Here is a 25565-nt window from a genome sequence, read left to right as displayed (position 1 = left end):
TGAAACATGTACAAAATTCCCTCTATAGACGCAGAGGTACGTAGAGGAACATACTATAGTCGCAGAGGGAGAACTGAATTTGATTGAGTCTAAAAGTAGAGCTGAGTCATAAAGCAACGCAGAGTAATATCCAAATCGTTGCGAACCGTTGCGTTCTTTGTTCCGTTACGGTCGAGTAAACTCTTCGAATTTCAGGAAGCCCCAAAAACCCGCCGCGCCTCTCCTTCCCTCCTTCCCTCCGCTCTGAACCCCAAACATCGAAGCAGCCCAAAACTCAACAACTCAAAAACTAAAAACCCAACAACTCTCCCTTACTTTCCAATACAAAACTTACTAAATATATAATCCAACTGATCCTCATTCGTGATCTCACCCGTTATGTCTCCTAAGAAATGCAAACACCTGCGAATGTCGAGGGCGATGAGGTCGCCGGGCAGGCCGCGATCAAGACCGGAAAGAATATCGTGGATCGATTGGGCTACTTTTTGAAGGGCTTGGTAGTGACGCGCATTGGTCACTATCGTTCCTTCGGTATTTACGGCACCCGATATAACGAGATCCACTAACCGCTTTTTGAGTAGGTCGATCTGATTTTTTGTTTTGGCACTGATCAATAAGGCCTGCGACAATGGCCGCCACTTCTCCTGCAACTGCTGCAATTCACCCGCATCAATCTTGTTCCCTACCCACAGCACTTTCGATTTCTTTTCTTCCAAAAATGCCCAGTCTTGCTGCAAACTCGCCGGCGTTTCATTCACCGCATCAAACAATACCACCACCACATCGGCCCGCTCGATCTTCTCCATACTCCGCTCCACCCCAATGCTTTCTATTACATCGGCCGTGTGCTCACGAATGCCCGCCGTATCTATCAAGCGAAACAAGACTCCCTCAATATTCAACACTTCTTCAATGGTATCTCGCGTAGTACCGGCAATATCACTTACAATGGCCCGCTCGTCGTTGAGCAAGGCATTGAGCAGGGTGCTCTTACCCGCATTGGGCTTGCCTACAATGGCTACACTTACCCCGTTGCGGATCACATTGCCTAAAGAGAAACTGTCTAATAATTGTTTGGTGATGCCGTCCGCCTCGCGGAGAAGGGTGTAGAGCTGACTGCGGTCGGCGAATTCTACGTCTTCCTGACTAAAATCGAGTTCCAGCTCTATCAAAGCCGAAAAACTGAGCAATTGATTGCGTAGCTGCCTTAATTCGGCGGAAAAGCCTCCGCGAATGGTATGGAGCGCAGCTTTCTGAGAGGCTTCAGAATTGGCTGCAATGAGGTCTGCCACGGCCTCGGCCTGGGCCAGATCCAACTTGCCTTTTAAAAAAGCCCTTTGAGTGAATTCTCCGGGCTTGGCGATCCGGGCGCCTCTGTTTACAATGGCTTGAATAATGCGTTGCTGTACGTAGGGACTCCCGTGCGCACTGATCTCAATTACATCCTCACCGGTATAGCTGCGTGGACCTTTGAAAAGGGTGAGCACCACTTCATCGAGCGCTACCGGACCGTCCTTCAATACGCCTACATGGGCCGTATGAGAGGCTTGATCGGCCAATCGCTTTGAAGGGAACAAGGCATCCATAATAGGATAGGCTTCCGGACCGCTCACGCGAATCACTCCAATTGCTCCTACCCCCGGCGGTGTGGCCAATGCCACGATGGTATCATCCCATTGTGCTAGTTTTCCGTACATGGGGCAAAAGTAAGAAATAGTAGGGGGGAGAGAGAGTTGAGTGGAAAGTTTTAAGTTTTAGGTTTTTTAGTATTGCGCAGCTCCGCTGCTTGAGGTTCACCGCAGGAGAGCGCAGAGGCCGCAAAGGAGTCGCGAAGAATGGTTGTTTTGCATTCTTCCTGTTTTCCAATTTCCCGACTCTCGATCTTTCTTTTTCACCGCAGCGGCGCAGCGTCCGCAGCGAAAACGCAGCGCTGGCAGTCTCTCTGTCTTTCCTCTATCTTCCCTCCTGTCTTTCCTCGTTTCCTCTTATCCTCGTTCCTGTACTCCGCTGTTCAATTCTTAATTCTTACTTCTTAATTCTTAATTAATCCCGCCTCATCTCGCCCCATCCTACAGAATCCTAGTTAAAGAAAAAGGTCTCGCAAACGCGAGACCTTCATTATTAATTATTAATTCTTAATTATTAATTAACGCTTATCCTTCTGTTTCCAAACGGAACACGATCGGTTGCTTCTTGTAAGATTTCACCTGACGTCCGTTCTGGATGGCGGGAGTCCATTTACCACTCTTCTTGATTACACGTACCGCTTCGTCTCTCAGTTCGTTAGGACCACTTACGGCCTCTACATCACTCACGTTTCCTTCTTTATCTACGATGAACTGAACTACTACTGTACCTTGAATCTCGTTGTCGATGGCTTCTTGAGGGTATCTCAAACTTTTGTTCAAGTAACGCGCCCAAGCACTGGTACCTCCGGGGTAGTCAGACTCGATTTCCACCTTCGTAAAGGTTTTGTCGTAATCTTCTTCGTCCTTTTTAGGAGCTTCAACTACACCCTTTCCGTCGTCCACCGGAGGAGCAACAATACCTTCATCTTTAATACCTTCCTGGTTAACTGTACCAATTTTGGTGTCTTCCAGTTTTTCGATTTCAGGTGGTTTCTCGTCCTCTTTAACCTCTTCATCTTTTACGATTTTAGGAGGTGTGAACTTTGCCATTTCCACTTTTGGTGGTTCTGGTGGTTTGGGAGGAGGCGGAGGAGGTGGTTCGTTTTTCTTCTCTTCTGTCTTCATGTCTTCCAGTTGTACGTCTTGAACAACCACTTCTTTCTTTTGATTGGCCAAAGTGTTCGACAAGATATAACCAACAAAGAGGAGCAAACAAAGAGCAGCAGTTGCAATAAGAGCCGTTGCGAGGCGCTTATTGTACGTCTTGCGGAGATCATAAGCACCATACTCCTTATTTCTTCCTTCGAAGATGATATCGAGGATATCAGCGCTTAAAATTTTATTTACATCCATGTTACGTTATTTGTTATTAAGATGCATCGAGCATCCAATTTCCATACATTTTTTTACATTAATTTCCAGAAGCTCCCTCAGTTGCTTTAATGAGACCAAGCTCAGTATCTGAGATATCAACCAGAGCATAACGTTTTACTTCATTGATCGCCATTTCGTCCAATGCATCTACTGTGTTTTTGTAAGTAGATTCAGGACCCGGCTTGATCACCACTACGAAATCCTTAGGATCGGTAGACTTCTTCTTGTCGATGATAATCGTACGCAATTCTTTGAATGTAGCGGATTTGAAGTTTGAACCATCGGGTGCTAATTCACCTTCATAGTAGAACACTGCATCATTCTTAGAAAGCATGATGGTAAGTGCGCCTGAAGCTTTCACCTTGTTCTGCTCTTCGGGCTTTTCAGTGTCCTTAGGCAAGAACAAACGCATGGCCGTTGGTTGGCTCATGGTTGTGGTGAAGATGAAGAATGTGATCAGCAGGAAGCCGAGATCCACCATGGGGGTTAAGTCAACGCGGGTAGAAAGTTTTTTACCTTTCTTCACTCCCGGGCCTTTCTTATGTCCACCCCCACTCGAGGTATCCATTTCTGCCATGTCGCAAAATATTTTGGGTTATAACTGTTGTTTACTCTTCAGATTTTTTACCGCCGCTAGTCTGAGTCTTATACAAATCGGTACCTACAGGAGCATTCTCCGGATCGGTTACCATTGAAAATTTGAAGATATCATTCTTTTTAAAGGCGAAAATGATGCCTTTAAAAGCGGGGTATTTGGCTGAATTATCACCTTTCAACATCAGGTTCATTTTGGTTCCTGCGAAGGCTGTGTTAGCAGCACGCATCCACTCAACGAGTTCGTTGCTGGCAGAATCCGTTACCGGAATTCCGGGAGCTTTGAAAGCCTGAAGTTGCTCGGTCGATAAGTTTAAGAACTGTTTAAGCTGACTGAAAGGAACGCCGATGTAAGAAGCATTCTTCTTAGCAAACGCGTCTTTTTCTGCCTTGGTCAAACCCAATGATTTGGTTTCATCGATATAATCGATGATGTCCATTTTCTCACTTGGATTTTCGTCTGATACAGAAAAATATGCCTTTCCGTCTTTGTCGAGCGTAATCAGTACCGCATCTTTTGCTTCCACAGCTTTGGTACTCACCGATTTAGGGGTGGTTACCGCCAAAGCCTCTGAAGGCTTGAACTTTGTGGTCAAGATGAAGAACGACAACAACAAGAAGGCTACATCGCACATCGCTGTCATGTCGATCGTGGTACTTTTCCGAGGTACTTTAACTTTTGGCATGATTTAGTTTGATTTCAGTTTTAATTAAGATGCTTTTCGGCACCATTTCCATAAAACACTGTAATTCACAGCGTTTCGGAGTTTACTCATTCCTGATTACCAACTCTTTAGGAGCAGATCCGGAATTCTTCGATTACTTATAAAGTGAAGCGAAGCTTTGAGTTAAAGTGAAACCAGACTCATCGATACCGTAAGTGATACCATCGATCTTTGTAGTAAAGATGTTATACATGATGATCGCGATAGCTGAAGTACCGATACCCAATGCGGTGTTGTACAACGCTTCAGAGATACCTTTTGACAATTCAGCAGCAGCAGCACCACCACCTTCTTCACCAAGAGCCGAGAACGACTTGATCATACCCAATACCGTTCCTAACAGACCCAACAAGGTTGCTACAGAAGCGATGGTAGATAAGAATACCAAGTTCTTTTCCAACATAGGCAATTCAAGAGAAGTAGCCTCTTCAACTTCCTTCTGGATGTTCAATACTTTTTGTTCAGTATCCAACTCAGTGTTAGTGATCATTTCTTTGTACTTGCGAAGACCCGCTTTCATTACGTTACCTACGCTACCTTTTTGCTTGTCGCACTCAGCAATAGCTTGGTCAACGTTTTTGTTAGCTAAGTGGTACTGTACTTTGCGGATGAACTCAGCAATGTTACCGGTACCGGTAGCTTTAACGATGGTCAATAAACGCTCAATTACGAATACAACTACAGTTAAGAAACTAGCGATAAGGATCGGTACAATGATACCACCCTCGTACATTTTCACCAATCCGCCCTTAGGTCCTTTGTGATTAGGCCAGAAACCACCATTCAAATCTGGTGTAGTGAAATTTGATGGATTACCCAAAATGAAACGCCAAATGATAAATCCTACGACGATACACATAACGGGCGCAATCCACGAGATAGCGTTACTCTTTTTCTTGGGTTGAACAGATGTACTACTCTTTGATGCAGTAGCAGTTGGTTTTGTTTCAGCCATGATCGTTTGTTTTTAGTGTTTGAAATTTAAACTGTATTTTAAAAAATTAAGAGCACACAAGTCTACTGAAAAAATGCCTTATCCGCCAAAATTTTGCGGAAATTTTTCAATGGGATTCAAAGGAATGGAAATTGCACAATTTTAATGGGCCTTAAAATTAAGGGAATTGATTTGAAAAAACATTACCATTTATACACTTAATGGATTGTTCATACCCTACATTAACCTTCGTTACTATTCTATAAACGGTACACGTGCGTGCCTTCCCTTTTCTGTATCTTCATTTTCTAAATTTTTTTCGAACATGTATACTTCTATCTGCTTCGCCAGAAAACTGACCCTAGTAGCTTTTGCTGCCAGCCTCGGTTTATCGGCCCTGGCGCAAACTAGACCCCCTCAAACCGGTGGTGCACCCACTCCCGGCCAAGGTGGCCCTGCCGCCCCTCCGGCTGCAGCTGCTAAACCCGGACCAAAAGCCTTTAAAGACGTAGTGACCGACAAAGCAATCTCTCGCAAAGGTTTGTTCAACGTCCACAAATTAGACGACCGTTATTTCTTCGAAATCGGTGATACCCTCCTCGGAAGAGACATCCTTGTAGTAGGCCGTATCTCTAAAGCCCCTATCGACACCCGCTCCGGTTTCTTCGGCTACGCCGGTGACGAAATCAACGAAAACGTGATCCGTTTCGAAAAAGGACCTAATAACAAAATCTTCTTGAGAAACATCTCTTTCTCTGTTTACTCAAAAGATTCTACTTCCCCCATGTACAAAACCGTGCAGAACTCTAATATCCAGCCCATCGCAGCGGCTTTCGATATCAAAGCGTTCTCTAAAGACAGCACCGGTTCTGTAATTGACCTAACCGACTATATCAGTGGCGATAACGATATCCTCTTTTTCGCCTCTTTCTTCAAATCTGCATTACGTGTAGGTGGTGTACAAGGCGATAAATCGTATATCGTTGACGTAAAAACCTACCCTAATAATACCGAAATCAAAACCGTTAAAACCTACGGTAAACTCCCCAACCCGCAAATGATGCAGGGTGGAATCAACCTCGGTCCTACCGGTAATGCTACTTTCGAACTCAATACTTCTATTGTAGCCCTTCCGAAAGTGCCCATGCGCCCTCGTTACTACGACGACCGCGTGGCTTACTTCACTACCGAATACACCGATTTCGACGCTGATCCACAAGGTGTTAAAGACATCTCTATGATCACTCGTTGGAGACTGGAACCAAAACCTGAAGACCTCGAGCGTTTCAAAAAAGGTGAATTGGTTGAACCTGCGAAACCTATTATATATTATATCGATCCGGCTACCCCTAAAAAATGGGTTCCATTCCTTATTCAAGGGGTGAACGATTGGCAGAAAGCCTTCGAAAAAGCAGGTTTCAAAAACGCAATCCAAGCTCGCCTAGCTCCTACTAAACAGGAAGACAGCACTTGGAGCCTTGAAGATGCCCGCTACTCAGCCATCGTTTACAAGCCTTCTGACATCCCCAATGCCAGCGGTCCGCACATTCACGACCCTCGCAGTGGTGAAATCCTTGAATCGCATATCAACTGGTACCACAACGTAATGCGTTTGTTGCGCAACTGGTATTTAATTCAAGCAGCACCAAGTGATCCAAAAGCTCGTACAGCGAACTTCGAAGATGAATTGATGGGTCAATTGATCCGTTTCGTTTCTTCTCACGAAGTAGGTCACACACTAGGATTGCCTCACAACATGGGTTCTTCTTCATCTGTGCCTGTTGAAAAATTACGCGATAAAGCTTGGGTAGAAGCCAATGGCCACACTCCTTCTATCATGGACTATGCTCGTTTCAACTATGTAGCACAGCCTGAAGATGGTATCAGCCAAGTAGGTCTTTTCCCTCGTATCGGTGATTACGATTTGTGGAGCATTGAGTGGGGTTATAAGCCTATCTATGGTGCTACCGAAGAGCAAGAAAAACAACAATTGAATGAGTGGGTGAAAGCTCGCTTTGCTAATAACCGCCTTCGTTTCCTTCACCAAGATGGTATCGATCCTCGCGCTCAAACAGAGAGCTTGGGTGATAACAACATGAAAGCCGGTGAATATGGTATCAAAAACTTGAAGTGGATGATGCCTAAATTACAAGGATGGTTAAACGAAAGAGCTGAAAATTATGAGAACCTTACTGAAGTATACAACGAAGTATTGTCTCAATTCTCTCGTTACAATGGTCACGTAGCTACCAACCTTGCAGGTGTGTTTACCGATTACAAAACAACCGATCAAGATGGTGCAGTGTATTCTGTTGTTCCAAAAGCACAACAAAAAGAAGCAATGGCCTTCATGCAAAAGCAATTGTTTGAAACGCCTACTTGGTTGTTAGATAAAACCATTTTAGAGCGTATCAACAATCCGGCCGGTACCGACCGTGTTGCTACCATTCAAGAACAATTCCTCGGTTCTATGTTGAGCATCGGCCGCCTTCAACGTTTTGTGTTGAATGCAAACCGTGATGCTTCTTCATATAAAATTGATGAGTACATGGACGATCTCAGAAAAGGATTGTACAGTGAATTGGCAACTAAGAAGGTGATCGATAACTACCGTCGTAACCTCCAAAAGAGCTTTGTAGAACGTTTGGGTGCATTGATCAACCCGGCTCCAACTCCATCGCTCGGTGGCGGTATCACCATCACTTTCGGACCAGCTATCGATCCTAAAAAATCGGATGTATATTCAGTAGCAAAAGGAACCTTGCGTCAATTGAAAGCAGAAATTGCAGCCGCACTTCCTTTGTATACCGACAAAATGAGCAAGATGCACTTGCAAGATTTGAACGAGCGCATCGACCGCATTTTGAATCCAAGATAATTTTCTCTGAAAAGAACCCTGATCAACTGCATCAGGGTTCTTTCTTCTAACTTTGCAGAACAGAACCTTACCTAGAAAAAAAAGAACTAGCCATGGCATTCAAAGACACTTTCTCCCTCGCTTTTAGAACCGTTCGCGGCAATCGCCTTAGAACCGGTATCACCGTTTCCATTATTGCTTTTGGTATCATGGCCCTCGTGGGCATCAATACCGCCATTGAAGCAGTAAAGCAGAAATTCACGGAGAGTTTCTCGTCGATGGGCGCCAATGGATTTACCATACGTTTCAAAGAACCCCGCTTCGGGTTTGGTGGAAACAACAACGACCTGAAGAAAGAAAAGAAAGGAGCGAAAAAAGAAAAGAAGTCGAACCTGAACAAGCCGATCACAAAAATTCAGGCAGAGACCTTCAAAGACAGCTACAATTTTCCGGCAGAAGTGAGCATCAATATGTTTGGTGTGAGAGATGGTGTGGTGAGCTACCAAAGTAAAAAATCGAATCCAACCGTGCGTGTGGTTGGTGGAGATGAAAACTATTTAAGTCAAAATGGATTTACGGTTGAATATGGCCGTAATCTTTCAGGTCTCGACATCAGTACCGGACGCAATGTATGCGTAATTGGTAAAGATGTGGCGGCGCGTTTCTTTGGCGATAATCTGGAACGCCCGATCGAGAAAATTATTAAAGTAAACAACATCCCATTCCGTGTAATCGGAACCTTGAAAGCCAAGGGTTCTACATTCGGAATGAGTTTAGACAATATCGTTATTACATCGTACAACAACGTACGTCGTTATTTCAACAGCAACCCCAACGCCACTTTTGCCATTCAAGTGAAAGTGGGCGATTTAAAGATGATGGATGCGGCTATTAGTCAGGCTACCGGTATCTTCCGACCTATCCGCAAATTAACCACTATAGAAGACGATAATTTTGTGATCGATAAAAGTGACAGCTTCGCAGAAATGTTGATCAGAAACCTCTCATTAATCACTACAGCAGCCGTATTCATTGGCATCATCACTTTATTAGGAGCGGCTATTGGTTTAATGAACATCATGCTCGTTTCTGTTTCTGAAAGAACCAAAGAAATTGGACTCATCAAAGCCATCGGCGGCAAAAAAGGTACGGTTCGCGATCAATTCTTAATAGAATCTATCTTGATCAGTTTAATGGGTGCCGGCATCGGCATCATTTTAGGAATCGGTTTAGGCAATATCGCCGGAGCCCTCTTAGGCACTAGCTTCTTGATCCCTTGGAATTGGATCATTGGCGGCGTGATCATTTGTACGCTCACAGGTTTAGGCGCAGGCCTCTATCCTGCAAGAAAAGCTTCGAAATTGAACCCGATTGAGGCGTTGCGATACGAGTAAATTAATAATTAATAATTAATAATTGAACAGCCGGCAGTCAGGTTGATTGAATATCGGAGGCTAATCTGTGGGAATCTGTAATAATTTGTGGTATCTGTGGTGAAAATCCTAAGGCCTAAAGCCTATAGCCTCACTATTAATTCAACAGCCGGAATACAAGTAAAAAGAACACTTTGCGTATTCGCTGTGGTCGCTGCGGTGAAAGAAGAACACGACTCTTTGCGAACTCTTTGCGGCCTTTGCGCTCTTTGTGTAAAATTAAAAAGCAGGGAATAGAAACCCACTCCCTGCTCTTCCTATTATAACGCTCTTCGCTATTAATAAACCATATACAAGAAATCCGTCAATCGCTGCGGGAAGATACCAAAGTACACCACCAACACGGCAATCAACACCATCACTACTTTAAAAGTTGTAGAAACTTCAGCAACCTGAGGTTCACCGTCTTTAAAATAAATTGCTTGGATCACTCTGAAATAGTAGTACACGCTAATCGCGGCGCACAACACACCCAAGATCACCAACCAAATAACTTTACCATTTTCCACCGCCGCACTCAACATGTAGAACTTTGCCATAAATCCTGCGGTTGCAGGAATACCTGCCAAGCTCAACAAACAAATGGTAACTGTTGCGGCTAACAATGGATGTGATTTACCCAATCCATTAAATCCTTCAAATGTATAATCATTCAACTTGATCAATACAGCGAACACGCCAATGGTAGCCAAAGAATACGCGGCCGCATAATAGATCAATCCTTCAGACCCTTTCCCATTCAAACTCACCAAGGCAAACATCATAAAACCTGCCTGAGCAATACTCGAATACGCCAACATGCGCTTCACGCTTTGTTGGAACACCGCTGTAATATTACCGATCAACAAGGTTGCGGCAGTAATAATAGCGGCAAACAATTGCCACTGTGCTTGAACCGATCCAAAAGAAGTTTCAAACAAACGAATGAATGCAAAGAAACCTGCCACCTTCACAATGGTAGCCATGAAAGAGGTAAACACTGTGGGTGCTCCATCGTAAACATCAGGCGTCCAGAAGTGGAAAGGCGCAGCTGATACTTTAAAACTCATAGAAGCCAATAGAAGCAACATACCCCCTCCTAATAAAGGAGTGATTACTCCTGTGCCGGCTCCAATGGTTTCTAAAGAGAAAGAACCTTTCGAACCATAAATAAGTGCAATACCCATCAACATCAAACCTGTTGAGAAAGATCCCATCAGGAAGTATTTCAATGCCGCTTCGTTGCTTTTCAAGTTTCTTTTATCGCTACCGGTTAAGATGTACAATGGTATAGAAATGATCTCGATACCTAAGAATAACATCAACAGCGTTTGGAAACTTGCTACAATGCTAATACCTGCTAAAATGAAAAAGATCAAAGCAAAGTATTCCGCCAAATGCAATCCCACACGCTCCATATCCGATCCGGAAAGAAAGAAGTACAGCAAAGTGGCACCAAAAACAATGTTGAGGAACATGTAGCTAAAAGTATTGTATACCAACATGCCTCTGGTATTGATGTCAACCAAAGCCGTTCCTTGAAAATCCAATACGTTCACCACTAACAACAATGCCAATCCGGTAATCGCAATGCCACGTATAGCAGCACCCGATTTGGTGAAAATTCCGGAGAACATCATCACAACTCCCCAAATAGCCGATAATATAAGTGCGTTCATAATTTAAATCTTGTGTTGCTTATGGATGTTTGGTGATCATTTTATTTAAGATAGACAAGGTTGTGTCGTTCGTTAAATCTAAAATTGGTTGAGGATGAACCCCAACAACTAAAATGATTATTACGAGAACAGACAATGCTAACTTTTCGGTAAAACTGATGTCAACCCCATTAGCAGTAATGCTGTTGGTATTACCGAAGAATACTTTTTGAATCATGTTCAAGGTATACACGGCGGCAAGAATAATTCCCAATCCTGCAACTGCTGTGTAGATATAGTTGAACTGAGATACATTCGAAGTGAACACACCGGTAAACATTAAGAATTCACCAATGAACGCATTGGTTAAAGGCAAACCGATGTTAGCGAAAGCAATCACAACTAATAGAATTGTAAGTGCCGGTGCTTTCTGCGCAATACCACCCAATTCAGAAATCTTACGCGTACCAAATTGACGCTCTGTTAAGGCTACCACTACCCACATACCAATGATGTTGATACCGTGGTTGAACATTTGAATCATCACACCTTGAATACCGGAGTCTGTTGTAGATACCAATGCCAACACCATCAATCCGATGTGGGCTATAGATGAATACGCTACCAATTTTTTCAGATCATCTTGTTGCATTGCCAACAAGCTTGCGTATACAATTCCGAACATGCCGAGGAAAGAAATGAAATCGCCCCAGCTCCAGAACGCAGCAGGGAAAATGGGGATCAACCAACGCAACATAGCAAATACACCCATCTTCACCATTATACCACTTAAAACCATGGTAGTGGCTGTAGGTGCTTGTTCATATGCATCGGGTTGCCAAGTATGGAAAGGGAAAATAGGCATCTTAATTGCGAACGCAATGAAGAACAACCAGAACAACCAACCTTGCTGATCGTTGTTCAACTTCAGATCATAGAATGCTTGCAACGCAAAACTGTGATCGGGAGTGAGATAATATAAATAGATAATACCTACTAGCATCAGTAAAGAACCGATGAATGTGTAGATGAAAAATTTAAACGTAACTGCAATGCGCTTCTCTCCTCCCCAAATGCTGCACAAGAAATAAGTTGGGATCAAAGCCAATTCCCAGAAGAAGTAAAACAACATTGCATCAGTAGCTACAAACACACCCATCAAACCTGCTTGGCTCAACAGCATCAACGCATGAAAACGATTGCCATTGGTATAATTGGTGTTATAAGTTGCAAGGAAAATAAGTGGGAAAGAAATGCCGGTTAAAATAGCAAGCATACGACCCATACCATCTACAACAGACACACTGAAATTACTTCCCATCAAAGGAATCCATTCATGTGTGCTTCTCAGCAAGGTCACATCTTTTGTAAAATAGGCACTGATCGCTACAGCCATGGTAATGAGTGACGACAATAAGGACCAGCCTTTTGCCAATTTTTCCTGCTTCATAAAGAACCCGAGCAGGCCACTCAATAACGGAATTACTATCAATAAAACTGGTATCATTCCCAAAACCGCTTACGCGGACATTTAAATTAGAAAATATTATTTGATCCTATTGATCCCGTAACAACGGCATCAATTGCTTATTTTTTTGTCAATAACTGAATCCCCAAGAACACTAGGATGCTCAATACCATTAACAATACATAGCTTCCTACTTGACCACTTTGCACCAAACGAATTTGACGACTGGTCCACTGCACGCTGCGTCCTACTCCATTCACCAACCAATCAATTACTTCGTTCTCAGTGAACACTAAAATCTTTTTGCTTAAAAAACGAATGGGTTTCACGATGATGAAATCGTAAACTTCGTCTACATACCACTTGTTGGCCAATACTTTTTTGAAACCGGTATATTCGCCATCAGCGCTATCCACACTGAATTTCTTGAAAGTCATAATTATGATCGCTGCAAGCAGAACCACAGTTCCTCCTAACAAGGCATATTCAAGGGTTTCAATACCTGTATGTTCAACAGAATTTACAACAGGAGCAAGAAACTCATTGAAATAAGGGTGTCCGCCAAAAATATGAGGTACTTGCACCAAACCACCTACCAAACTCAATACAGCTAATACCATCAAAGGGAAGGTCATGCTGATAGGAGATTCATGCAAATGGTGTTCTTGATCATGTGTTCCGCGGAAGGATCCGAAGAACGTCAAGAACAACAAGCGGAACATGTAAAATGCTGTCATGATGGCTCCAATAACACCGCCCCAGAAAAGAATCGGGCTCTTTTCATAGGCTGCTACTAAAATTTCATCTTTCGAAAAGAAGCCGGAAGTGAAAGGAAATCCTGCGATCGCCAATACACCGATCAAAAAGGTGATATAGGTAATGGGGATCTTCTTTCTCAATCCACCCATTTTGGTAATGTCTTGCTCACCACTCATTGCGTGAATTACGCTACCAGCGCCTAAGAACAACAAGGCTTTGAAGAAGGCATGCGTCATCACGTGAAACACACCGGTAGTATACGCTCCAACACCAAGGGCGAGGAACATGAAACCGAGTTGACTTACGGTTGAGTAAGCCAATACTTTTTTGATATCGTTTTGGTAAATGGCGATGCTTGCAGCAAGCAAAGCAGTGGCCAAACCAATGTATGCAATAATATTTGTAGTAACCGGTGCCATTACAAACAAAGCCTGGCTACGAGCGATCATATAAACCCCTGCCGTTACCATGGTTGCGGCGTGGATCAAGGCTGAAACCGGAGTGGGACCCGCCATCGCATCGGGCAACCAAGTGTACAAAGGAATTTGAGCACTTTTACCGGTAGCACCAACAAACAACAATAAGGTGATGCCGGTGATAATAGTAGTAGACGCTTCTCCTGCTTTTGCAAATACATCACCATAAGTGAGGGTGCCAAATTGGTTGATCATCATGAACAATGCCAATAAGAAGCCCAAATCACCAATTCGGTTCATTACAAAAGCTTTCTTTGCAGCTGCCGTATAATTGACGTTTTTGAACCAATAGCCAATAAGCAAATAAGAACAAAGACCTACACCTTCCCAACCAATGAACATGATTACATAGTTCGCACCCATTACCAACAACAACATCGAGAAAACGAAGAGATTGAGGTAAGAGAAATAACGAGCAAAATGTCCGTTGGTCTCTTCATGCATATATGAAGTAGAATACAAATGGATCAAGAAACCGATACCGGTAATGATCAAAAGGAACAAAGAAGACAATTGATCGATCTTGAAATCGAATGGAATCTTCAGGTTTCCTACATTAATGAAGTCGAATAAGTGAACGGTTTGAGCGGCTCCTGCTTTCACCTGTAAAAATACCAGCACGCTCAAAACAAAAGAACCGAGTAATACGCCGCAGGCAACCAAACCGCTGATTGCTTTTGGTAATTGATTGCGCAGCAAACCATTGATGAAGAATCCAATTAATGGAAGTGCGGGTATTAACCAAACCAATTCAAAAATAGTGTTCATAATCTATATGCCAATGGTGAAAGCTTAGTGCTTCAACCGGTTTAAGAAATTAATGTCAACAGAATGAATATTGCGGTACATCATTACAATGATTGCCAAGCCCACACTTACTTCTGCGGCAGCAACCACCATGATGAAGAAAACAAATAATTGTCCGTCGATACCGGCCGTAGGATTAGTGGCCGCGCCAATTCCATGATGCATTTTTGAAAAAGCCACGAGCAGCAAATTGGCTGCGTTTAGCATCAATTCAATACACATGAAAATGATGATAGCGTTTCTGCGAGTGAGCACTCCTACCACACCAATGCTGAACAAAGCCAGCGCGAGGTAGATGTAATATTCTATGTTCATGTTGTTGTTTTCTTAGTTAGTTGAATAAATGACTAGTCTCCTTTCTTTCCAATTACTACTGCGCCTACCATGGCACTCAAAAACAGAATGCTGGAAATTTCAAAAGGAACAACGTATTCGTTGAAAAGGGCTTTACCCAATGTTTCTGTTAATCCAATGTTTCCATCGATGGTTTGAGCGATCTTTCCATTTACCTCAGAAGTTTTGAAAGCGGCAACAAATACCAACATCAAGCAACCACCTGAAACTACGCCGGCCATTTTCAACCATTTGTTTTTCTGTGGTTCATTGTCTTGATTCAAGTTCATCAACATGATCACAAACAGGAAGAGTACCATGATGGCACCTGCATACACAATCAGGTTAACAATACCGATGAATTGAGCGTTTAATAAAATATAGTGACCGGAAACAGCGAAGAACGTAATGATCAAAGAAAGCACACTGTAAACAGGGTTCTTGCTGATCACTACCGATAATGCACTAACAATTGCTAATGCACTTAAAAACCAGAATAAAATTTGTGTTGCACTCATTGTATGCTTCGGTTAGTCTTTTCTACAATTTAAATTAAGCGTTGGCAGGAGCTTTCGCACGGCTACCCACTGCTTTTTGATATTCTTCAGGATTCTCTTTCGGATGCGGAATCAATAAATCATCTTTTCCGTAAATAAATCCTTTACGCTGATAGTTTGCCGGAGCAAAGGTTTCACTTAAATAAATCGCATCTTTCGGACAGGCTTCTTCACACAATCCGCAGAAAATACAACGAAGCATGTTGATCTCATATCGAGCCGCATACTTCTCTTCACGGTATTTGTTCTCCTCACCACTTACGCGCTCTGCTGCTTCCATGGTAATGGCCTCTGCAGGACAAGCAACGGCACACAAACCGCAGGCCGTGCAACGCTCTCTTCCTTCTTCGTCTCTATTCAAAATATGTAATCCTCTAAATACAGGGCTGAATGGTCTCTTCTCTTCAGGATAGTGAATGGTTGGCTTCTTTCTGAAGAAGTGCTTCAACGTGATCCACATGCCTTTAAAGATGTTCCAGAGATACAGGCGCTCTACTACGGTCATCGGACTGCGATCTACCTGCTTTGCTCTACTTGTTAATGATTGCATATCAATGCGTTTTATACTCTTTGAAAAGTGTGCAAATATATTTTTTTGATCTTATTCTCTCTTACTTTTTCAGCCACAAAACTACCGCTGCTGTGATCAACATATTAATCAAACTTAAAGGAATCAATCCTTTCCAACCTAAGTTCATCAACTGATCGTAACGGAAACGTGGAATGGTCCAACGAATCCACATGAATGTAAAGATGAAGATGGCCACTTTTCCAATCAAGGAAATCGCTTCCAATACAGCTAACCAGTTCGCACCTATTGATTGACCCAGGGCTGCATCGTTCACAAAGGGAATGTCGTAACCTCCAAAGAACAAGGTAGCCATTACCACACTACTTATGAACATATTGATGTATTCAGCGAATAGATAGAATCCCAATTTCATGGAAGAGTACTCTTGGTGGTAACCAAAGTTCAATTCATTCTCAGCTTCCGGCAAGTCGAAGGGAGTACGGTTACACTCAGCCAATGCACAGATAAAGAAAATAAGGAAGCCCAATGGCTGATACGTGATATTATACAGTTGATCCAATTGACCTCCAACGATGGCACTCATTTTCAATGAACCTGTAATGAACAACAAAGCAATGAGCGACAAGCCCATGGGAAGTTCATACGAGATTACTTGAGAGGCACCGCGCAAAGCAGCTAACAAGGAGAATTTGTTATTTGAAGCCCAACCTCCGATCATGATACCATACACACCCATGCTCACTACACCAAAAATGAAGAGGATACCTATGTTGATGTCTGCAATTTGTAAACTTACAGGTCGACCAAACACATCAATGGTACCACCCCAGGGAATTACCGCTGAAGTCATCATTGCAGTTAACATCGCCAAACAAGGACCCAGAATGAACAAAAACTTATTGGGAGTGTTTGGAATGATCTCTTCCTTCATGAACAATTTCAAACCATCGGCAAGCGGTTGCAACAATCCGAATGGACCGGCACGGTTAGGTCCGCGGCGATCTTGCAAGTATGCAGCAATTTTACGCTCGAAATAGGTTTCGTACATCGCAATTACCAACGATACTGATACGATCGCAATGATCATGATCAGCTTCTCCAATAAAAAAAACCAGTCTACAACTAATAAAGAAGAATGCATTTCTAAAAATTATGAGTTCGTTCGTAATTAAGATTTATCTGAATTGAAATCTGAACTGTGCGCCGGACGATTGATCTTGCTCAGCTCAACACTTTCCGGATTTACCTGACTCACACTGTGAATGTCCATCAACAAACGAGGTTGACGACCGCCCATAATAGCAGGCATGGTTTCCGCAGGTTTTTGCATACCAACATAATGTCCTTGTGAAATCACCGAATGACGGCTCACATTGCTTGGACCTTCAATGGTCCAATCGCTCACACTCTTCTTATCAAAACGACAGTCATTACAAATCCAACCGGTACCGCCTTTGGTACTTTCTTTTACCTCACCCCATTCATCTTTACGAGCGGTTACGCGAAACACTTCATCACCACGCATCCACAATTGCACTTCGCCGCAGCATTTGGTACAGTTGCGATGAGCATCTACCGGCTTGGTAAACCAAACACGGTTTTTAAAGCGGAAGGTTTTATCAGTAAGCGCTCCTACCGGACAAACGTCGATCACGTTTCCAATGAAATCGCTGTCTAAGTTCTTTTCAATAAACGTAGTAATCTGCGCATGATCGCCTCTGTCTAACACACCATGAGCGCGTTTTTCAGTCAATTGATCGGCTGTGTACACGCAACGGTAGCAAAGAATACAACGGGTCATGTGCAATTGAATGTAAGGACCGAGGTTGTGCTTCTCGAAGGTTCTGCGTTTGAATTCATAGCGCGTTCCTTCTTTACCATGGTCGAAACTCAAATCCTGCAAATGACATTCTCCTGCCTGATCGCACACAGGGCAATCGAGCGGATGGTTCAGCAACAAAAATTCCACCACACCGGCACGGGCATCGGGTACTTTTTCGCTGGTGATGTTCTTCACGATCATACCATCCATAACTGTGGTACGACAACTGGCCACCAATTTCGGCATCGGGCGAGGATCGGCAGTAGATCCGGCAGCTACTTCCACCAAACAAGTTCTACACTTACCACCGCTGCCTTTCAATTTGCTGTAGTAACACATCGCAGGAGGCGTCACATCACCACCTATCATGCGCGCAGCATTCAGGATGGTTGTTCCGGGCTCCACTTCCACCGTAATATTATCGATGGTTACTTTGAATAATTTTTTTTCTTCAGCCATAATATATTGCTCTTTACAGAATGCGAATTTTCAATTAAGGATGAGGGTTATGCTATCACTTCTCTTGGGTCTGCATAATGCGCCAATCCGAAATTTCTAGTTTGACTTTCTTCAGGGTTCAACACATGCCATTCAAATTCATCACGGAAGTGACGGATGGCTGCTGCCACCGGCCATGCCGCAGCATCACCTAATGGGCAAATGGTGTTTCCTTCAATTCTTCTTTGAATATCCCACAACAAATCAATATCACTCATTTGACCTTTTCCGTATTCAATTTTGTGAAGGATCTTTTCCATCCAACCGGTACCTTCTCTACAAGGAGAACACTGTCCGCAACTTTCGTGGCGATAGAAACGAGCCAAGCTCAAAGTGTGGCGCACCACGCATTGGTCTTCATCTAACACAATGAAACCGCCAGAACCCATCATACTACCGGTTGCAAAACCACCGTCTGACAAACTTTCGTAGTTCATGTAACGGGTTTCACCTTTTGCTGTTTTCAGCAACAAGTTAGCGGGAAGAATGGGTACTGAAGAACCTCCGGGGATACATGCTTTCAGTTTTTTACCGTTCGCAATACCACCGCAGTATTCATCACTATAAATGAACTCTTCAACAGAGATCGTCATGTCAATTTCATAAACACCGGGCTTGTTGATATTACCGCAAGCGCTGATGAGTTTCGTTCCGGTTGAGCGACCTACTCCAATTTTGGAATACGCTTCACCACCAATATTCATAATGGGAACAACTGCAGCAAGTGTTTCAACGTTGTTCACTACTGTTGGACAATCGTACAAACCTTTTACCGCAGGGAATGGAGGCTTGATACGAGGGTTGCCGCGCTTTCCTTCCAATGATTCGATCAACGCTGTTTCTTCACCACAGATATAGGCACCGGCACCACGTTGAACATAGATCTGACAATCAAACCCTGTTCCCATGATGTTCTTTCCTAACCAGCCGTTGGCGTTTGCTTCTGCAATGGCTTGTTCCAAAATATCAGGAATCCAAGCGTATTCGCCACGGATATAGATATAAGTTCTGCTACTTCCCAAAGCATAAGAAGAAACAATCAAACCCTCGATCAATAAGTGAGGGATGAATTCCATCAAATAGCGGTCTTTAAAAGTACCGGGCTCACTTTCATCGGCATTGCACACCAAATAACGGGGAACGCCTTCAGGCTTCGCCAAAAAACTCCATTTCATTCCCGATGGGAATCCCGCACCACCGCGACCACGAAGACCGCTTTTCTTTACTTCTTCCACAACATCGTTTGGACTCATTTTGAGTGCCTTCTCTACTGCTGCATAACCGCCTTCTCTGCGGTATACTTCGTAAGAACGAATTCCGGGAACATGAGCTTTGTCTAATAATAATTTTACTCCCATATCTGAATCTTATCTAGTCTTTACAATTTTGTACTCTGCCTTACCACTAGTTGCCATTGCTTTCCTTCTTTCACAAATTCAGCAAGCATGAACAACTGCAATTGAAAAGCGGTACCGTTTACTTTTCCTTTTACTTGCATTTTTTCTTTTACAAAAGCTCTCTTTTTAAGCATCGTAATAGAAACTGCCGTTGGAACAATTTCTTCGTACACCAAATAGCCGGTACGCATGTCTTCCAGTACTTGTGTTTTCGACTGTGTCCACCCGTTTGAATGACCAAAAACCAGGTCATTGTGTAAGAGTGGCTTCAACGAAACACTGTCTTTGGCTTGCAATGCTTTTTCAATTCCTTGCAAGGCTTTCAATACCGGAGTACTGTCTTGCTTAGATTGTGCACTGGCGTTTACGCCAAAGAAGCTTATTAGAAAGAACAAAAGGGCGGTATAAGAATGCTTTTTCATTTCTTATTTCACCAAGTGTTGGTTCTCTTTACAATGCTCGATCAAGAGATCAATTTTCTCTTCGGTCAAGAATTCATGGTAATGCTTACCCATCTGTAACATTGGAGCATATCCACAAGCACCCAAGCACTCCACTGTTTTCAAGGTAATCAAACCATCTGCAGAAGTTTCGCCTGGTTTGATATTGAGCTTTTTACCAATATAATTGATGATGTTATCGCTACCTCTCAACATGCAAGGACCCGTTTGGCATACTTCTAAAATGTATTTACCAACCGGTTTCAAATTGAACATGCTGTAGAAGGTGGCTACTTCGTACACTTCAATTGGATCTAAATTGAGCAAGCCTGCCACATAATCCATCGCCTCAGCACTCAACCAACGTCCGAAATTTTCTTGTGCCAAATGCAATACCGGAATCAACGCGCTTTTTTGTTTTCCTTCCGGATAACGAGCGATGATTTCCTGTACTTTCTTTAATTGTTCTTCTGAAAAAGTCATAACAAATGATATAGTTTGCTTCCGTTCAAACGGAATATTATGCATCCATTTCTCCTGCAATCAAGTTGAGCGAACTCATTACAATTACCGCATCACTCAACATGCTTCCTTTTACTAATTCTTCAAACGCTTGGTAGTAAACGAAACAAGGGCGGCGGAAATGCAAGCGGTACGGTGTACGTCCACCATCACTAATGAGGTAGAAGCCCAATTCTCCATTCGCACCTTCCACAGGGAAGTACAATTCACCCGGAGGAATATTGATCTCACCCATGATGATTTTGAAGTGCCAGATCAAAGCTTCCATTTTCGTATATACATCTTTCTTTTCAGGAAGATAATATTCAGGAACATCGGCATGGTAAACCTCAGCATCAGCGCCTTTGAACTCTTGAACTTTTTGATAGGCTTGTTTAATGATGCTGATACTTTGCCACATTTCTTGGTTGCGAACGAGGAAACGATCATAACAATCGCCGGTAGTTCCCACCGGTATTTCAAATTGGAAATCTTGATAGCTGCTGTAAGGATTGTGTACACGAACATCGTAGTCAACACCGGCAGCGCGTAAATTAGGACCGGTGAAACCGTAGTTCAATGCTCTTTCTGCACTGATAGGACCCGCACCAATGGTACGTTCCATGAAAATGCGGTTACGTGTAAAGAGGTTCTCGAATTCGGCCAATACTTTTGGATATTCATCGAGGAATTTCTCCAACTTTTTGAATGCGTCATTGGTAAAGTTTCTTTCGAAACCTCCGATGCGGCCGATATTGGTAGTTAAGCGAGATCCGCAGATCTGCTCATAAATTTCATAGATCAATTCGCGGTATTGCATCACATAGAGGAATCCGGTATAAGCACCGGTATCCACCCCAACAATGGAGTTACATATGAGGTGATCAGCAATACGAGCCAACTCCATGATGATGACGCGCAGATAGTCGACGCGTTTTGGAGTTTGAATCCCCAATAATTTTTCACAAGTCAAATGCCAGCCCATATTGTTGATGGGGCTGCTACAATAGTTCAAACGGTCGGTGATCGGCGTGATTTGAAAGAGCGGGCGACGTTCGGCCAGCTTTTCAAAAGCGCGGTGAATATAACCAACGGTTGACTCGGTTGAAATGATACGTTCACCGTCGAGTTCCAGAATGTTTTGGAAAACCCCGTGGGTGGCAGGGTGTGTGGGTCCAAGGTTTAGCGTGGTTGTTTGCTTTTCAATGGATCCATCCGGTAACTTGATGTGATGAATTGTTGAAGTATCTGACATAATCGATTTTGAATAATTGTGATCGGTGCTTCGCACTGAAATTAAAAGGTTCCGCCTCTTCCAAACATCTCGTCGTCTTTATCTATACGGGTTTGGTCTTCCAATGGAAACTCTTTCCGCATTGGGAAATAGTCCATTTCGTCTACGTTCAAAATGCGCTTTAAATTGGGGTGCCCCACGAAGTTCACGCCAAAGAAATCATAGGTTTCGCGTTCCATCCAGTTCGCCGAAGAAAACAGTGCAGTGGCACTAAAAACATCAGGAGTTTGGATATTGGTGAACACTTTAAAACGCAATCTTACATTGCTTACCAAATTGTGAAGGTGGTAAACCACCGCCAACTCACGACCAATTTGATCGGGATAGTGAACGGCTTGGAGGTCCGACAAAAAACGGAATTGCAGCTCCTCGTCATCGTAAAGGAACTGCAGTACTTTCAGATTCAAATCTTTAGGGGCTTCGAAACTCATCATACCAAAACTCTCGGTGAAGCCGGTAACCTGATCCCCAAATTTCTCGGTTAATTTCTGTTGAATGGACTCGTTGGTTAACACGAAATATAGTTGAACATTAATAATCGAATTACTGAATGCCGTAGGCGTTCATCAAATCTTTGTATTTATCACTGGTTCTGCGGCGGAGGCTCTCGTTGTGAACCAATTCTTGAACGCGCATGAATCCGTCGATAATGGCTTCCGGACGAGGAGGGCAACCGGGAACGTAAACGTCTACCGGAATCACCTGGTCAATCCCTTGAAGCACACTATAAGTATCAAAAATACCACCGCTGCTAGCGCAAGCACCTACTGCCATAACCCAACGGGGCTCTGCCATTTGAAGGTATACCTGACGAACCACCGGTGCCATTTTCTTAGCGATCGTGCCCATAACCATCATCAAATCGCACTGACGGGGGGAGAACCCTACCCTCTCAGAGCCGAAACGCGACAAGTCGTAATGGGAAGCCATTGTAGCCATGAATTCGATACCGCAGCAAGAAGTTGCAAAGGGTAAAGGCCAGATGGAATTCTTACGTGCCAAGCCTACCACTTTGTCGAGAGAAGTAGTGAAAAAACCTTCTCCGGCATAGCCTTCGGGGCCTTCTTTCACCAATTTCACATCTGTTTGGCCGTAAATATTGTACTGAACCGGACGTGCCATAAAAATATGTTTAGTTTAAACGCTCAATTATGATCTAACAAATTTCAAATCAACCGATACAACAACAAACAAACTTGTTTTATTGTTTCATTATTTCTTGAAAGCTCCGAATTTAGCGGAACCTCTTATCCATAGGGGTTGGAAAGGCTTGTTATTAGTCTTCCCAGTTTAAAGCACCTTTCTTGATAATGTAAATGAATCCTGCAAGGAAAAAGGCTACAAACATCAGAACGGCCATGAAGCCATCCCAACCAAGTGATTTGAAGTTAACTGCGTACGGGTAGAAGAAAATGACTTCCACATCGAACAGAACGAACAGGATTGCTACCAGAAAGTATTTGATTGCCATGGGTTGACGGGCATCACCGTGTGTTTTGATACCACTGGCAAATGTTTCAAGTTTGTCGGAAGTTTTACGTTTGGGGCCTAGAAAATGGGTTAATCCCATCATGGCTGCAACGAAGACGATCGCGAAGATAAATTGGACGCCGACGGGGAGGTACCAGAATGAACTGTCGGCTGAATGAGTATTCGTTACTTGCAATAGGTATTGAATCATATACCGATCGATATTTAATGGGCAAAAATAAGGTAGCTACGCATAAAAACAATAGTATCAATTCAAATAAATAAAAATCCCTCCAAATGATTGGAGGGATTGCTTATATGTAAAATAAATTTCAGGTTTTGGAGTTACTTGCCCCCTTTGGTACCTGATGCCGGTTTCTTGGGAGCCGGTTGTGCAGGTCTGGTAGCGGCTTTGCTCAAAATATCCTTGATTTTAATCGCCTGTTCGTTCGCCGGATCTACTTCCAAAATCTTATCGCAATAAGAAATGGCCGTTGGACGGTCTTTAGCGATGTCATTATAATATTGAATCAAGAAGAAATAAGAAGAAATCGCTTGGCTCTTGTATTTCACTGAATCAAAAGCGCGTGCTTTCTCTGCCAAAATCTTGTAGGCTTCAACTGCCAATCCTTTTGAGTTGGTAGAATCGTCTTGTGCTTGTTTCGCACGAGCACACCAAAGATATCCGAAGATTTCGTTGGGGTATTTTGACTGGTAAACGCCACAGAAGATACTGTCGGCAGTAACGTAATCGCCGGCTTGGTAGTTAGAGATACCCCAGTTGTACAAATCAGTATTTGAAGGGCTTTTCTTCAAGCGGTACGCAACACCCAACCAATTGGCTTCTTCTTTACGGTTGCCCATTTTCTTGGCCAATGCAGCTGCTTTGTTGATCAATTTTACTTTGTTTTCAACCAAGGTATCGAGATCCACTGCTTTTTGCAAATAACCAAAAGCTTCAGCTTCTGCACCGGCAGTTTTTGCACTGATATTTGCCAATTCTTCATAATCGGTAGGTAAAATATCAGAAGCATCTGCCTTTTTCAAGAAGGTAAGCATGGCTTCCTTAGCTTCTGCCAAGTTTCCGGTAGTATCGGCGGTATATGCCACCAAACGGAACATACGAGGATCTACTTTCTCACCGTATTGGCTGATCAAAGACTTCGCTTTGTCTTTTGCTTCTCCGAACTTACCGGAAGCATACAAGAAGTCTGTTTTCAAGTATTCTACTTTAGGACCTTGGTCGGTATTAGCCACGTATTGGTCTAAGTATCCGGCGGCTTTGTTAACGTCACGGAAATACCAGTAGTAGAACAATTCGAAATAGGTTGGAGCGTAGGCTGCATCGAGTGCAACCGCCTCTTCAAACGCAGGGAGGAAGTACTCCTTGTTGTTCTGAGTAAGGTACACCATACCAATTTTGTGTTTGGCAGCGGCCAAACGAGCATCGTAGGTCAGTGCTTTTGTATAAGAAACTACAGAGTTACCCCCGTCGATGAGTTTGCGATAAGCGTCACCCATGATTACGTATGTCTCTGCGTTTTTGAAATCTTTCAATTGAGTACCCAAGGTGAGTTTTTCGATGGCATAGGTTGCATCGCCTGAGCGGGCGCGTACATTGGCCAAACCAACGGCATTGATCACATTGATGTCTTTGTTTTTTGTGGACGTAAGTGCAAAATCGAAACGTTGACGAGCTTCGGCAGTTTTGCCTTCCATCAACTCAATTTGACCCATTCCAATGATTACCAGAGGAGCGCTTCCGTTCGATTGCAAGGCCTTAGAAAACACTTCTTTTGCTGCCACCGTGTCTTTCAAACTGATCAAGGTTTGTCCGAGCCAGTACACCGCATCCAAATTATTGGGGTTTGCGGCCAATACTTTTTCGAAAACTTCCTTAGCGCTATTATAACGCTCGTAATAATAGAACTTTCTACCCTGATCCACACTCTGGGCAAACAGGTTGCTGGCAATTACAACCCCCGCTACTAAACTGAATAAACGCTTCATGTACGATTGCTTGTGTTAA

Annotated in this window: 23 protein-coding genes; 2 read left to right on the top strand and 21 right to left on the bottom strand. The window is 43.3% G+C overall.

The features are described 5' to 3' along the window. Positions 1–311: 311 nt before the first annotated feature. The 5 genes from mnmE to ACQ2HE_RS11375 all read right to left on the bottom strand — a co-directional run bounded on the left by mnmE (position 312) and on the right by ACQ2HE_RS11375 (position 5276). Positions 312–1697, bottom strand: coding sequence for a tRNA uridine-5-carboxymethylaminomethyl(34) synthesis GTPase MnmE (gene mnmE / locus ACQ2HE_RS11395; protein ID WP_430899384.1), 1386 nt, complete (start codon positions 1695–1697; stop codon positions 312–314). Between the two features lie 456 nt (positions 1698–2153). Continuing rightward, positions 2154–2981: an energy transducer TonB gene (locus tag ACQ2HE_RS11390; protein ID WP_430899386.1), complete on the bottom strand. Its 828-nt coding sequence runs from the start codon at positions 2979–2981 to the stop codon at positions 2154–2156. Between the two features lie 58 nt (positions 2982–3039). Continuing rightward, the gene (locus ACQ2HE_RS11385) at positions 3040–3579 is read right to left on the bottom strand and encodes an ExbD/TolR family protein (RefSeq protein WP_430899388.1); all 540 of its coding nucleotides are present in this window, start codon (positions 3577–3579) and stop codon (positions 3040–3042) included. Positions 3580–3610: 31 nt separating this feature from the next. Next, positions 3611–4282, bottom strand: a complete 672-nt coding sequence (locus ACQ2HE_RS11380) for an ExbD/TolR family protein (RefSeq protein ID WP_430899390.1) — start codon at positions 4280–4282, stop codon at positions 3611–3613. A gap of 133 nt (positions 4283–4415) precedes the next feature. Further along, complete coding sequence (locus ACQ2HE_RS11375; protein WP_430899392.1) at positions 4416–5276, bottom strand: MotA/TolQ/ExbB proton channel family protein; 861 nt, start codon at positions 5274–5276, stop codon at positions 4416–4418. 304 nt (positions 5277–5580) lie between these two features. Between ACQ2HE_RS11375 and ACQ2HE_RS11370 the strand changes: the two genes are divergently transcribed. Next, the gene (locus tag ACQ2HE_RS11370; RefSeq protein ID WP_430899394.1) at positions 5581–8133 is read left to right on the top strand and encodes a zinc-dependent metalloprotease; all 2553 of its coding nucleotides are present in this window, start codon (positions 5581–5583) and stop codon (positions 8131–8133) included. A 92-nt stretch (positions 8134–8225) separates the two neighbouring features. After that, the gene (locus ACQ2HE_RS11365) at positions 8226–9506 is read left to right on the top strand and encodes an ABC transporter permease (RefSeq protein WP_430899396.1); all 1281 of its coding nucleotides are present in this window, start codon (positions 8226–8228) and stop codon (positions 9504–9506) included. Between the two features lie 317 nt (positions 9507–9823). Here ACQ2HE_RS11365 and ACQ2HE_RS11360 read toward each other — a convergent pair whose 3' ends face one another. The 16 genes from ACQ2HE_RS11360 to ACQ2HE_RS11285 form a co-directional block, all read right to left on the bottom strand. Then, on the bottom strand, positions 9824–11203 hold the full coding sequence (locus ACQ2HE_RS11360; RefSeq protein ID WP_430899398.1) for an NADH-quinone oxidoreductase subunit N: 1380 nt from the start codon (positions 11201–11203) through the stop codon (positions 9824–9826). Between the two features lie 19 nt (positions 11204–11222). Then, positions 11223–12689, bottom strand: a complete 1467-nt coding sequence (locus tag ACQ2HE_RS11355; protein ID WP_430899400.1) for a complex I subunit 4 family protein — start codon at positions 12687–12689, stop codon at positions 11223–11225. Between the two features lie 80 nt (positions 12690–12769). Then, positions 12770–14653: an NADH-quinone oxidoreductase subunit L gene (nuoL, locus tag ACQ2HE_RS11350; RefSeq protein WP_430899402.1), complete on the bottom strand. Its 1884-nt coding sequence runs from the start codon at positions 14651–14653 to the stop codon at positions 12770–12772. Between the two features lie 24 nt (positions 14654–14677). Continuing rightward, on the bottom strand, positions 14678–15007 hold the full coding sequence (gene nuoK, locus ACQ2HE_RS11345; protein WP_430899404.1) for an NADH-quinone oxidoreductase subunit NuoK: 330 nt from the start codon (positions 15005–15007) through the stop codon (positions 14678–14680). Positions 15008–15039: 32 nt separating this feature from the next. After that, positions 15040–15543 carry an NADH-quinone oxidoreductase subunit J family protein gene (locus tag ACQ2HE_RS11340; protein ID WP_430899406.1) on the bottom strand — a complete coding sequence of 168 codons (504 nt, stop codon included), beginning with the start codon at positions 15541–15543 and terminating at the stop codon, positions 15040–15042. A 34-nt stretch (positions 15544–15577) separates the two neighbouring features. After that, a complete protein-coding gene (nuoI, locus tag ACQ2HE_RS11335) occupies positions 15578–16132 on the bottom strand; it encodes an NADH-quinone oxidoreductase subunit NuoI (RefSeq protein ID WP_430899408.1) in 555 nt (184 codons plus the stop codon). Positions 16133–16193: 61 nt separating this feature from the next. Then, complete coding sequence (nuoH, locus tag ACQ2HE_RS11330) at positions 16194–17255, bottom strand: NADH-quinone oxidoreductase subunit NuoH (RefSeq protein WP_430899410.1); 1062 nt, start codon at positions 17253–17255, stop codon at positions 16194–16196. A 27-nt stretch (positions 17256–17282) separates the two neighbouring features. Beyond that, positions 17283–18395, bottom strand: coding sequence for an NADH-quinone oxidoreductase subunit G (locus tag ACQ2HE_RS11325; RefSeq protein WP_430899411.1), 1113 nt, complete (start codon positions 18393–18395; stop codon positions 17283–17285). A 47-nt stretch (positions 18396–18442) separates the two neighbouring features. Then, positions 18443–19792 carry an NADH-quinone oxidoreductase subunit NuoF gene (gene nuoF, locus ACQ2HE_RS11320; protein WP_430899413.1) on the bottom strand — a complete coding sequence of 450 codons (1350 nt, stop codon included), beginning with the start codon at positions 19790–19792 and terminating at the stop codon, positions 18443–18445. A 20-nt stretch (positions 19793–19812) separates the two neighbouring features. Continuing rightward, entirely contained in the window at positions 19813–20253 is a 441-nt protein-coding gene (locus ACQ2HE_RS11315) for a nuclear transport factor 2 family protein (protein ID WP_430899415.1), read from the bottom strand. Positions 20254–20256: 3 nt separating this feature from the next. Beyond that, positions 20257–20754 carry an NADH-quinone oxidoreductase subunit NuoE family protein gene (locus ACQ2HE_RS11310; protein WP_430899417.1) on the bottom strand — a complete coding sequence of 166 codons (498 nt, stop codon included), beginning with the start codon at positions 20752–20754 and terminating at the stop codon, positions 20257–20259. Positions 20755–20791: 37 nt separating this feature from the next. After that, positions 20792–22027 carry an NADH-quinone oxidoreductase subunit D gene (locus tag ACQ2HE_RS11305; protein ID WP_430899419.1) on the bottom strand — a complete coding sequence of 412 codons (1236 nt, stop codon included), beginning with the start codon at positions 22025–22027 and terminating at the stop codon, positions 20792–20794. Between the two features lie 41 nt (positions 22028–22068). Beyond that, positions 22069–22581: an NADH-quinone oxidoreductase subunit C gene (locus ACQ2HE_RS11300; protein WP_430899421.1), complete on the bottom strand. Its 513-nt coding sequence runs from the start codon at positions 22579–22581 to the stop codon at positions 22069–22071. 28 nt (positions 22582–22609) lie between these two features. Continuing rightward, positions 22610–23188, bottom strand: coding sequence for an NADH-quinone oxidoreductase subunit B (locus ACQ2HE_RS11295; RefSeq protein WP_430899423.1), 579 nt, complete (start codon positions 23186–23188; stop codon positions 22610–22612). Positions 23189–23342: 154 nt separating this feature from the next. Beyond that, positions 23343–23747: an NADH-quinone oxidoreductase subunit A gene (locus tag ACQ2HE_RS11290; protein ID WP_430899425.1), complete on the bottom strand. Its 405-nt coding sequence runs from the start codon at positions 23745–23747 to the stop codon at positions 23343–23345. 134 nt (positions 23748–23881) lie between these two features. Next, positions 23882–25546, bottom strand: a complete 1665-nt coding sequence (locus ACQ2HE_RS11285) for a tetratricopeptide repeat protein (RefSeq protein WP_430899427.1) — start codon at positions 25544–25546, stop codon at positions 23882–23884. Between the last annotated feature and the right edge of the window lie 19 nt (positions 25547–25565).

Source organism: Endoryza foliicola (assembly GCF_050589245.1).
GTDB classification, from domain to species: domain Bacteria; phylum Bacteroidota; class Bacteroidia; order Chitinophagales; family Chitinophagaceae; genus Endoryza; species Endoryza foliicola.
Note: the sequence above shows the minus strand (reverse complement) of the source record. Positions and strands in the feature narration are given on the sequence as shown.

Coding starts and splice junctions, on each gene's coding strand:
- ACQ2HE_RS11360 (WP_430899398.1), bottom strand. CDS start 11,203: ATGAACGCACTTATATTATCGGCTATTTGGGGAGTTGTGATGATGTTC.
- ACQ2HE_RS11310 (WP_430899417.1), bottom strand. CDS start 20,754: ATGACTTTTTCAGAAGAACAATTAAAGAAAGTACAGGAAATCATCGCT.
- ACQ2HE_RS11340 (WP_430899406.1), bottom strand. CDS start 15,543: ATGAGTGCAACACAAATTTTATTCTGGTTTTTAAGTGCATTAGCAATT.
- ACQ2HE_RS11290 (WP_430899425.1), bottom strand. CDS start 23,747: ATGATTCAATACCTATTGCAAGTAACGAATACTCATTCAGCCGACAGT.
- nuoL (WP_430899402.1), bottom strand. CDS start 14,653: ATGAACACTATTTTTGAATTGGTTTGGTTAATACCCGCACTTCCATTA.
- ACQ2HE_RS11285 (WP_430899427.1), bottom strand. CDS start 25,546: ATGAAGCGTTTATTCAGTTTAGTAGCGGGGGTTGTAATTGCCAGCAAC.
- ACQ2HE_RS11365 (WP_430899396.1), top strand. CDS start 8,226: ATGGCATTCAAAGACACTTTCTCCCTCGCTTTTAGAACCGTTCGCGGC.
- ACQ2HE_RS11385 (WP_430899388.1), bottom strand. CDS start 3,579: ATGGCAGAAATGGATACCTCGAGTGGGGGTGGACATAAGAAAGGCCCG.
- ACQ2HE_RS11370 (WP_430899394.1), top strand. CDS start 5,581: ATGTATACTTCTATCTGCTTCGCCAGAAAACTGACCCTAGTAGCTTTT.
- mnmE (WP_430899384.1), bottom strand. CDS start 1,697: ATGTACGGAAAACTAGCACAATGGGATGATACCATCGTGGCATTGGCC.
- nuoH (WP_430899410.1), bottom strand. CDS start 17,255: ATGCATTCTTCTTTATTAGTTGTAGACTGGTTTTTTTTATTGGAGAAG.
- ACQ2HE_RS11380 (WP_430899390.1), bottom strand. CDS start 4,282: ATGCCAAAAGTTAAAGTACCTCGGAAAAGTACCACGATCGACATGACA.
- nuoI (WP_430899408.1), bottom strand. CDS start 16,132: ATGCAATCATTAACAAGTAGAGCAAAGCAGGTAGATCGCAGTCCGATG.
- ACQ2HE_RS11390 (WP_430899386.1), bottom strand. CDS start 2,981: ATGGATGTAAATAAAATTTTAAGCGCTGATATCCTCGATATCATCTTC.
- ACQ2HE_RS11355 (WP_430899400.1), bottom strand. CDS start 12,689: ATGATACCAGTTTTATTGATAGTAATTCCGTTATTGAGTGGCCTGCTC.
- ACQ2HE_RS11315 (WP_430899415.1), bottom strand. CDS start 20,253: ATGAAAAAGCATTCTTATACCGCCCTTTTGTTCTTTCTAATAAGCTTC.
- ACQ2HE_RS11295 (WP_430899423.1), bottom strand. CDS start 23,188: ATGGCACGTCCGGTTCAGTACAATATTTACGGCCAAACAGATGTGAAA.
- ACQ2HE_RS11375 (WP_430899392.1), bottom strand. CDS start 5,276: ATGGCTGAAACAAAACCAACTGCTACTGCATCAAAGAGTAGTACATCT.
- ACQ2HE_RS11325 (WP_430899411.1), bottom strand. CDS start 18,395: ATGGCTGAAGAAAAAAAATTATTCAAAGTAACCATCGATAATATTACG.
- nuoF (WP_430899413.1), bottom strand. CDS start 19,792: ATGGGAGTAAAATTATTATTAGACAAAGCTCATGTTCCCGGAATTCGT.
- nuoK (WP_430899404.1), bottom strand. CDS start 15,007: ATGAACATAGAATATTACATCTACCTCGCGCTGGCTTTGTTCAGCATT.
- ACQ2HE_RS11305 (WP_430899419.1), bottom strand. CDS start 22,027: ATGTCAGATACTTCAACAATTCATCACATCAAGTTACCGGATGGATCC.